The sequence below is a fragment of the Kitasatospora phosalacinea genome (assembly GCF_000716545.1).
In the GTDB taxonomy this organism is placed as follows: Bacteria; Actinomycetota; Actinomycetes; order Streptomycetales; family Streptomycetaceae; genus Kitasatospora; species Kitasatospora phosalacinea.
The window spans coordinates 1-8,402 of sequence record NZ_JNWZ01000119.1; the positions used below are offsets into that span (position 1 = coordinate 1).

Sequence of the window (8,402 nt, forward strand, 5' to 3'; positions counted from 1 at the left end):
GCGCGGGGCCTTTGGGGTGGGGTGCGGGCGGGCGGGCCGTTCCGGGGGGTGGTGGACGGCCGGACCGGGGGTGGCCGGGCGTCCATTAACCTTGAGGGTGAGTCCTTGTGCCGTGAGAGAGAGGTTCGCCCCGTGGACAGTGTCGACCGAGCGTCGAACAGCCCGGTCGTCGTCGCCATCGACGGACCTTCGGGGTCCGGGAAGTCGACCGTTTCCCGGGCGGTGGCCGCGCGGCTGGGGTTGAGCTTCCTGGACACCGGCGCGATGTACCGGGCGATGACCTGGTGGATGCTCGCCAACGGGGTGGACGTCGAGGACGCGGAGGCGGTGGCCGTCGCCTGCGGGAAGCCGGTGATCGTGTCCGGGACGGACGCGGCCGGGCCGACCATAACGGTGGACGGGCAGGACGTGTCCGGGCCGATCCGCGGCCCCGAGGTGACCGGCAAGGTGAGCGCCGTGGCGGCCGTCCCGGCGGTGCGGGCGCGGCTGGTGGAGTTGCAGCGCGGCTGCGCCTCGCACGCCGAGCGCGGCATCGTCGCCGAGGGCCGGGACATGGGCTCGGTGGTGTTCCCGAACGCCACCGTGAAGGTGTTCCTGACCGCGTCCGAGCGGGCCCGGGCCGAGCGCCGGGCCGCGGAGCTGCGGGCGAAGGGCGTGGACGAGGCGACCATCACCGCGATGGCCGCCGACCTGGCCCGCCGGGACGCCGCGGACTCCTCGCGGCGGACCGCCCCGCTGACCCAGGCCGCCGACGCGGTGCTGGTGGACACCAGCGAACTCACCCTCGACCAGGTGATCGACACGATCACCGCCCTGGTCGAGCAGAAGGCGGGCCTGACCGCCGCCTGATCGGCAGGACGTACGGCAGGGACTGATTCATCCGACCGCGCGAGATCCGCGCGGTCCGCGCTGCCCACCGGGCAGGTACGCACGGCACGCCCCTGGGAAGGGCCGGGCCGGGAAACGGAAAACGGAACATGAGCAACGACACCACCGCCCACCACGGCGAGCTGGGCGACGCCGAGTACGCAGAGTTCCTGGCGCTGGCCGCCGAGGAGGGCTTCGACGTCGACGAGATCGACGCCGACCTGGAGGGCCACGGCCCGCTGCCGGTGCTGGCCGTCGTCGGCCGCCCGAACGTCGGCAAGTCGACCCTGGTCAACCGCATCATCGGCCGCCGCGAGGCGGTCGTCGAGGACCGCCCCGGCGTCACCCGCGACCGGGTCAGCTACGAGGCGATGTGGGCCGGGCGCCGGTTCAAGGTCCTGGACACCGGCGGCTGGGAGATCGACGTCCTGGGCCTCGACGCGATGGTCGCCGCCCAGGCCGAGCTGGGCATCGAGCAGGCCGACGCGGTGCTGTTCGTGGTGGACGCCACCGTCGGCGCCACCGACACCGACGACGCCCTGGTCCGGCTGATCCGCCGCTCCGGCAAGCCCGTGGTGCTGTGCGCCAACAAGGTCGACGGCCCGTCCACCGAGGCCGAGGCCGCGTACCTGTGGTCGCTCGGCCTGGGCGAGCCGCACCCCGTCTCCGCGCTGCACGGCCGCGGCTCCGGCGACCTGCTGGACGCCGTCCTGGAGGTGCTGCCGGAGGCCCCGCCGCAGCTGTTCGGCGACGGCCTGGCCCCCGGCGGCCCGCGCCGGGTCGCGCTGATCGGCCGACCGAACGTCGGCAAGTCCAGCCTGCTGAACAAGGTGGCGGGCGAGGACCGGGTGGTCGTCAACGAGCTGGCCGGCACCACCCGCGACCCGGTCGACGAGCTGATCGAACTCGGCGGCAAGACCTGGAAGTTCATCGACACCGCGGGCATCCGCCGCCGGGTCCACCTGACCTCCGGCGCGGACTACTACGCCTCGTTGCGCACCTCCGCCGCGCTCGACAAGGCCGAGGTCGCGGTCGTGCTGGTCGACGCCAGCGAGACGCTCGCCGAGCAGGACACCCGGATCATCTCGATGGCCGTCGAGGCCGGGCGCGCCGTGGTCATCGCCTACAACAAGTGGGACCAGCTGGACGAGGAGCGCCGCTTCTACCTGGAGCGCGAGATCGAGCGCGACCTCGTGCAGGTGCAGTGGGCGCCCCGGGTGAACGTCTCGGCGAAGACCGGGCGGCACATGGAGAAGCTCGTCCCGGCGATCGAGACCGCGCTGGCCGGCTGGGAGACCCGCATCCCGACCGCCCGCCTGAACGCCTTCCTCGGCGAGCTGGTCGCCGCGCACCCGCACCCGATCCGCGGCGGCAAGCAGCCGCGCATCCTGTTCGGCACCCAGGCGGGCACCCGTCCGCCGCGGTTCGTGCTGTTCGCCTCCGGCTTCCTGGAGGCGGGCTACCGCCGCTTCGTCGAGCGCCGGCTGCGCGAGGAGTTCGGCTTCGTGGGCACCCCGATCTCGATCTCGGTCCGGGTCCGGGAGAAGCGCAGCAAGAAGAAGTAGCGGACGAGGAAGGGGAGGGGCCGCGGACACCGTCCGCGGCCCCTCCCCTTCCTTCTCCTCCGACGTGCCCGTCAGGCGTCCCGGCCCGGGGGCAGCGACAGCACCGAGCGGTGCCGCCCGCCCGAGGTGCCGCCGCCCGGGGCGCCGAGGTAGCCGGTGGCCACCCAGCCCTGCCCGTTGGCCTGCGCGGCGGAGGTCTGGGCGGGCATGAACTGCGGGGCGCCCGCGCCCTGCCCGGCGTACGTCTCGAACGACTGGTGCTGCTGCGGGTACGCCAGGGCGGTCGGGCGGTCGGCGGCCTCCCGGGCGGTCTGGGCGGACTGCGGCTGCGGTTCGCGGACCGCGAAGCCGGTGAACTTCATCCCTTCCTCGCCGGAGCGGTCGCCGGGCAGCGCCCGGAACATCCGCCGGTACTCGGAGTACAGCGTGTCGTAGATCGGGGTGGCCGACACCGGGTGCTCGGCGTCGTACGACGGGCGCATGTTCGGGATCGACCGGCCGGCGCCGCCGGGGCCGGACTGGGCGGAGGGACGGCCGGGGGACGCGAGGTCGTAGCTGTACACGTAGGAGCCAACGAGCGAGACGGGCTTCGGATGCGGGGGCGCGGTGCCCAGTCCTATCCCGGTCGGAGCGTCCGGGCCCTGCTCAACGGTGGCCCGGGCGGCCGGAATTGACGTGGTGTCGGGGGAGTCCTCGGTGGCGGCCGGGTCGTTCACGGGGTCGGTCATCGGCGCGCCCCCGCTCAGGTGCCGGCCAGCGGGAGCATGCCGGCGGCGAGCAGGCCGTGGGCGGCGGCCCGGTCCATGGCGATCCGCAGCAGGTCCTCGCGGGGCTGGCGGCCGATGGTGCCGGCCGGCACCGCGTACATGATCACCTCGGACTTGCGGGCCGCCGCGGCCCGCCAGCCCGGGGTGACCTGGAGCGGCTGGTGGGCCTGCCACCAGGCGGCCGAGCCGCCGGTCGCCGAGGGCTGCAGGATCGCGTGCAGCTGCCCCATCGCCATCAGCACCGACCAGCCGGCCCGCGGCCGGGCGGGCGCCTGGTTGACGTCCTGGACGATCTGGAAGCCGTGCTCGGTCAGCAGCGAGAGGAACTGGTCCTCGCCGAGGGCGCTGCCCGGGCGGCCGACCGGGCCGGTCGGCTCGACCACCAGCGCGGCGTGCTGGGTGTCGCCGCACAGCACGATGCCGCAGGTCACGCCGAGCACCGCCGGCTGCGGCTGGCCGGGCGGGGCGGTCGGCGGGGCGGTGATCGGCTCCGGGATGCGCACCTCGACCGCCGGTTGCGGCTCGACCTGCGCGGGCACCACCGCCTGCGCGGGCACCGCGGCGTCCGCCCCCTGGCTGATCGACTCGACGGCGCCGCGCAGTTGCTGCTCGTCCACCGGCACCACCTGGGACGGCACGCAGCGGGCGTGCGCGAAGGCCAGCACCGCGGTCTCCTCGCCGACGAACAGGACGGTGCTGGTGGGCTCGCGCAGCGAGTCGCCCGGTTGTCGGCAGGAGGTGCAGTCGTAGGCGTCGGGCGCGTGGGCACCCGCGAGCAGGCTCTCGGCCTCGTCGTCGCCGATCTCGGCGCGTACGTCCTCGCTCACCTCAAGCATGCGCGGCACTTAAAGACTCCTCGTTCGCCCTGGCGTTCCGGGCGCTCGTTCCGGTGCCCCCGGGCGGGACGCCCCGGGCGGTCGGCACCGGGAGCACCGACCGCCATTACCAACGGGAGGTTGTGGCTGGGGTCACGGGTGAGCGGTCGGGCGACGGGATTTGCGCGGCTTCTGATAACTCTGTGTATACGTAGTGATGCATTCTGTCGATGCTGTGCCCGAGCTCACACGGGCTGAACTGTGGCCGGGGTCATATCCGCATATGGTTTGATCTTGGAAAAAGTGGATGAAACGGACATTTGTTTTCGATTGGCATGATCGATACCGCCGGTAACGCCGCTTTGACCTGGGATGACCAGAAAGTGTTTGGCGCTGGGGAGTCCGAATCGTAGGTTTTTGCCCGGTGCATCGAGCACCTCCCGGGTTCACCCCCGACGCATGGTCCACTTCCGGCTCACCCCGGAACGCGGGCCCGGCGCCCACCGGCGCGACGGCAGCCAGCCGCCGCCGGGGATGCGGACAGGTGGCCGGGGCGGCAAGCGGCACGTCCGACACGTGCACGGCCCGCCCACCGGACTTGGCGAGGGAACACGGCCCAGTTGGGGCCTGGTTCCGCCTGCCCATCCCGGGAATGTCGAGAGGAATCTCATGACCTTCCGTAACGAGACCGCCGCTGCCACCACCGCCTCCAAGCGCAACCGCGTTCGCGCGGCCGTCGTCGGCGGCGCCCTGCTCGCCGTCCCGGTGGCCGGCCTCGTCACGGCCAACTCGGCCTCCGCCGCGGACGTCTCCACCTGGGACAAGGTCGCGATGTGCGAGTCGACCGGCAACTGGTCGATCAACACGGGCAACGGCTTCTACGGCGGCCTGCAGTTCACCTCCTCCACCTGGGCCGCCTTCGGTGGCACCGCCTACGCCCCGCAGGCCAACCTGGCCACCAAGGCGCAGCAGATCGCCGTCGCCGAGAAGGTCCTCGCCTCGCAGGGCCCCGGCGCCTGGCCGGTCTGCTCCGTCCAGGCCGGTCTGACCAAGGGCGGCGCGCCGGCCCAGGTCGACACCTCCGGCTCCTCCTCGACCTCCTCGAAGTCGACCTCGACCTCGACCTCGAAGTCGACCTCCGCGAAGTCGAACACCACCACCTCGGGCGACTCCGCCAAGGCCTCCCGCTCCGAGTCCCGCGCCCAGGCCCCCAAGGCCGCCGCGCAGGAGGCCCCGAAGCAGACCTGGAAGAACAAGTCCGCCTCGGCCGCCCCCACCAACACCGCCAAGTCCGGTGACCACTACACCGTGAAGTCCGGCGACACCCTGTCCAAGATCGCGGGCAGCCTGGGCGTCGACTGGCACGCCCTGTACGACAACAACTCCGGTGTCATCGGTGGCAACCCGGACGTGATCTACCCCGGCCAGGTCCTGTCGGTCTGACCCACCCCCGGAAGCACCGCTTCCCCGGGATCACCCGCTGATCCCACCCTGTCGGCGTGAAGCCGCCACCCCCGGCCGTGGGGTGGCGGCTTCCGCCGTTCCCGGGCCGTGGGACCTCCGCGCGGGCCCGTGGGAGCCGCCCGGGCCGCCGCGGAGGCCGCTGAGGGCCATTTGACGGGCCGTGAGGGGTTGTGGGGGGTTGCGGGGGCCGCCACCCGGTCGGCGGCGCCCGGAGGGTGGCGCGGCGGGCGCCGTGCGTAGCGTCGGGGGATGCGGACACCTCGCTCGTGCGGACGGCGGCTGGTCGTGCTCGGCCTGCTGCTCCCCGCCACCGTCGCCCTGACCGCCGGTACACCCGCCGCCGCCCGCCAGGCCGCGCCCGACCCGGTGTGGGACCGGCTCGCCGCCTGCGAGAGCGGCGGCGACTGGCAGGCCGACACCGGCAACGGCTACTACGGGGGCCTGCAGATCTGGCCGCCCACCTGGCGGGAGGCGGGCGGCCTGCGCTACGCCGACCGGCCCGACCACGCCGGTCGGCGCCAGCAGATCACCGTCGGCGAGGAGATCCTGCGCAGACAGGGCTGGAACGCCTGGGCCTGGTGCGCGCGGGAGATCGGCGTGCTGGAGTAGCCGGACGGGCGGTGGTGGTCACCAGACCCGGCCCTCGGGCAGGGCGGACAGCTCCGGGGCGGACAGGTGGGGCACCCCGAAGACCGCCGCCGCCGGGTCGTCCTGCGGGGCGGATCCCCAGAGGACGAAGCGCAGCAGTTCCCAGCGGCTCGGGTCGAGGGCCAGCACGGCCGTGTGCACCCCGGGGTGACGGGCCAGCTCGCGCAGCCGCTCCACCTCGCGGTCCACGTGCGCGGCCGGGGTCGCCGGGTCCTGCCCGACCGGGACGGCGGTCAGTCGGCGGGTCGCGGCGGACGGGGCGGGGACGTCGGCGCGGGCCGGGCCGGAGAAGTGCGCCAGGACGGTCCAGTGGTGGACGGCCGGGCGCCCGAAGTCCCGGACGATGTTCTCGAACCCGCCGCCGCCGACCAGGAAGCGGCCCGCCTCGCCGTCCGAGCGCCACACGTACAGCGGCGCGTACTGGTTGACCGGCGAGCCGTCGGTGCCGCGCTCGCGCAGCAGCCAGGCCTTGAAACCGAGGCCCGGGCGGTCGTCCAGGAGCGGGGCGCCGACCTCGATCCGGCGGCGGATGACGTCCAGGTCGTAGTCGGCGGGCAGGGTGATCTCGTACTGCTTGGCGAGCACGGCGGTGCGTCCTTCCGGTGGTCGGTCGGCCGGGTTGTCAGCCGGGTGGTCGGTCGGCCGGTCGGCCGGTCGGGTGGTCAGGCGGGGCGGGGCCGGGCGAGCAGGGTGATCAGGCCGGTGACCGCCTGGTCGAACGGGTCGGTGTCGCCGGCCGCGCGGGCCAGCACGTAGCCGCCCTGGAGCACGGCGACCACGGTCGCGGCGGTGACGGACGGGTCGACCGACGGCGGCAGCTCCCCGTTCGCCCGGCCCTCCGCCAGCACCTCCGCGAGGCGGCCGCGCAGCCAGCCGAGGGTCTGCTCGACCGGGGCGCGCAGCACCGGGTCGGCCATCACGTCCGGATCCTGGGTGAGCCGGCCGATCGGACAGCCGCGCAGCACGTCGCGCTCGCGGCGCAGGTACGCGGTGACCCGCTCGACCGCGGTGCCCGGGCCGGACAGCAGCCCGTCCGCGCGGGCGCGCAGTTCCCCGGCGGTGCGGGTGATCGCGGCGAGCGCGAGTTCCGGCTTGCCGGCGAAGTGGTGGTACATGCTGCCCTGCCCGGCGCCGGCCCGCTGCTGGATGGCCCTGGGGCTGGTGCCGGTGTAGCCGCGCTCCCAGAGCAGGTCCCGGGTGGCTTCGACGAGGCGGTCCGCGGTGCCGGCGCGCGGGCCGCCTTCCGCGTCCGTGTTCACGGTGACGTTCACGGCAGCACTGTACATACCAGTAGGTACAGCGGGAAACGGGAGTGAGCGGGCGTCAGGCGTCGTCAGGCGGCGGTGCGTTGCTCGCGGGCGGCCCGGACGGACGGGGCGACGTTGCCGGGCAGCGCGGTGGACGGGTAGCGGTGCAGCAGGGCGGCCGTGACCGCGTCCGGGCCGACGGGCTTGCCCAGCTCGGTGGCGAACGCGCGCAGGTAGTCGCCGGTCCAGCCGATCGGGTCCGGAACGGGGCCGGCGGGCGTCGTCGGGCGGCGGTGTCCCGGGACGGTGCGCAGCGGTTCCAGCGCCGCCATCTCGTCCAGCAGGTCGATCCACGCCTCGCGCTGTGCCGCCCACGGGGTGTCGGCCAGCCACGGGTGCACGTCCAGCCACAGCAGCGGGCCGCCGAGCAGGGTCCGGCTGCGGTGCTCCCACAGGTAGTGGTGGTCGGGCAGCCCCAGGGACGCCCCGCGCAGCTCCAGCCGGTGGTCCTCCAGCTCGACGGCGTCGCCCTCCAGCGGCTCCAACGCGACCAGACGGGAAGGGAGTTCGTCCCCGAGACCGGCCCACGCGGCGCGCACGGCGGGATAGTCGTGCTCGATCCGAGCCCGGACCGGGGCGGGAACGAGGAAACGGGCCTCGGGGAAAGCCTCGCGCAGCACCTCCGCCGCGAGCCAGCAGTCCGGCGCGTGGTGGGGCACCAGGACGGCGGCCAGCCGGCGCCCCGAGCTCTCGACCTCCCGGACCAGCCGCCGACCGTCCGAGAGCCGCAGCCCCGTACCGACCAGCACCGCCCGGTGCTGCCCGAGCACCAGCACCGCGCTCTTGTGCAGCGAAGCCTCGGGAAGATCCACCACGCGGAACTCCAGCGGATGCATCGCGCCACCTCCTCCAACCGGGGACGGCCCTCCCACCAGGGTCCGCCGGGTGGGCGGTGGGCGCATGTGGGGCGGGGTCGCCTGCGGTGGGCTGGGGCGGGCTGGGGTGGGCTGGGTTGGGCTGGACGGCGGG

At 74.1% G+C, this 8,402-nt stretch carries 9 protein-coding genes; 4 read left to right on the forward strand and 5 right to left on the reverse strand.

Features of this window, described 5'->3' with window-relative positions:
- Window positions 1-132: 132 nt before the first annotated feature.
- Together cmk and der are read left to right on the forward strand one after the other, a co-directional pair.
- The gene (gene cmk / locus OO48_RS33270; RefSeq protein ID WP_033223208.1) at window positions 133-849 is read left to right on the forward strand and encodes a (d)CMP kinase; all 717 of its coding nucleotides are present in this window, start codon (window positions 133-135) and stop codon (window positions 847-849) included.
- A gap of 128 nt (window positions 850-977) precedes the next feature.
- On the forward strand, window positions 978-2,432 hold the full coding sequence (gene der, locus OO48_RS33275; RefSeq protein ID WP_033223210.1) for a ribosome biogenesis GTPase Der: 1,455 nt from the start codon (window positions 978-980) through the stop codon (window positions 2,430-2,432).
- 71 nt (window positions 2,433-2,503) lie between these two features.
- Here the strand turns inward: der and OO48_RS35650 are convergent, their stop codons facing one another.
- Window positions 2,504-3,160, reverse strand: coding sequence for a hypothetical protein (locus OO48_RS35650; protein WP_051733364.1), 657 nt, complete (start codon window positions 3,158-3,160; stop codon window positions 2,504-2,506).
- A gap of 14 nt (window positions 3,161-3,174) precedes the next feature.
- Complete coding sequence (locus OO48_RS33285; RefSeq protein WP_063830802.1) at window positions 3,175-4,035, reverse strand: hypothetical protein; 861 nt, start codon at window positions 4,033-4,035, stop codon at window positions 3,175-3,177.
- A gap of 648 nt (window positions 4,036-4,683) precedes the next feature.
- Between OO48_RS33285 and OO48_RS33290 the strand changes: the two genes are divergently transcribed.
- Both OO48_RS33290 and OO48_RS33295 read left to right on the forward strand, forming a co-directional pair.
- A complete protein-coding gene (locus OO48_RS33290; RefSeq protein ID WP_051733365.1) occupies window positions 4,684-5,457 on the forward strand; it encodes a LysM peptidoglycan-binding domain-containing protein in 774 nt (257 codons plus the stop codon).
- A gap of 270 nt (window positions 5,458-5,727) precedes the next feature.
- On the forward strand, window positions 5,728-6,087 hold the full coding sequence (locus OO48_RS33295; RefSeq protein WP_051733367.1) for a transglycosylase family protein: 360 nt from the start codon (window positions 5,728-5,730) through the stop codon (window positions 6,085-6,087).
- A gap of 18 nt (window positions 6,088-6,105) precedes the next feature.
- On the opposite strand, the gene OO48_RS33300 is transcribed toward OO48_RS33295, so the two are convergent.
- The 3 genes from OO48_RS33300 to OO48_RS33310 all read right to left on the reverse strand — a co-directional run bounded on the left by OO48_RS33300 (window position 6,106) and on the right by OO48_RS33310 (window position 8,269).
- Window positions 6,106-6,711, reverse strand: coding sequence for a DUF4865 family protein (locus tag OO48_RS33300; RefSeq protein ID WP_033223214.1), 606 nt, complete (start codon window positions 6,709-6,711; stop codon window positions 6,106-6,108).
- Between the two features lie 77 nt (window positions 6,712-6,788).
- Window positions 6,789-7,412 (reverse strand): TetR/AcrR family transcriptional regulator, encoded by a 624-nt coding sequence (locus OO48_RS33305; protein ID WP_081952578.1) that lies wholly within the window; start codon window positions 7,410-7,412, stop codon window positions 6,789-6,791.
- 47 nt (window positions 7,413-7,459) lie between these two features.
- The gene (locus OO48_RS33310) at window positions 7,460-8,269 is read right to left on the reverse strand and encodes an MBL fold metallo-hydrolase (protein ID WP_051733369.1); all 810 of its coding nucleotides are present in this window, start codon (window positions 8,267-8,269) and stop codon (window positions 7,460-7,462) included.
- Window positions 8,270-8,402: the final 133 nt, after the last annotated feature.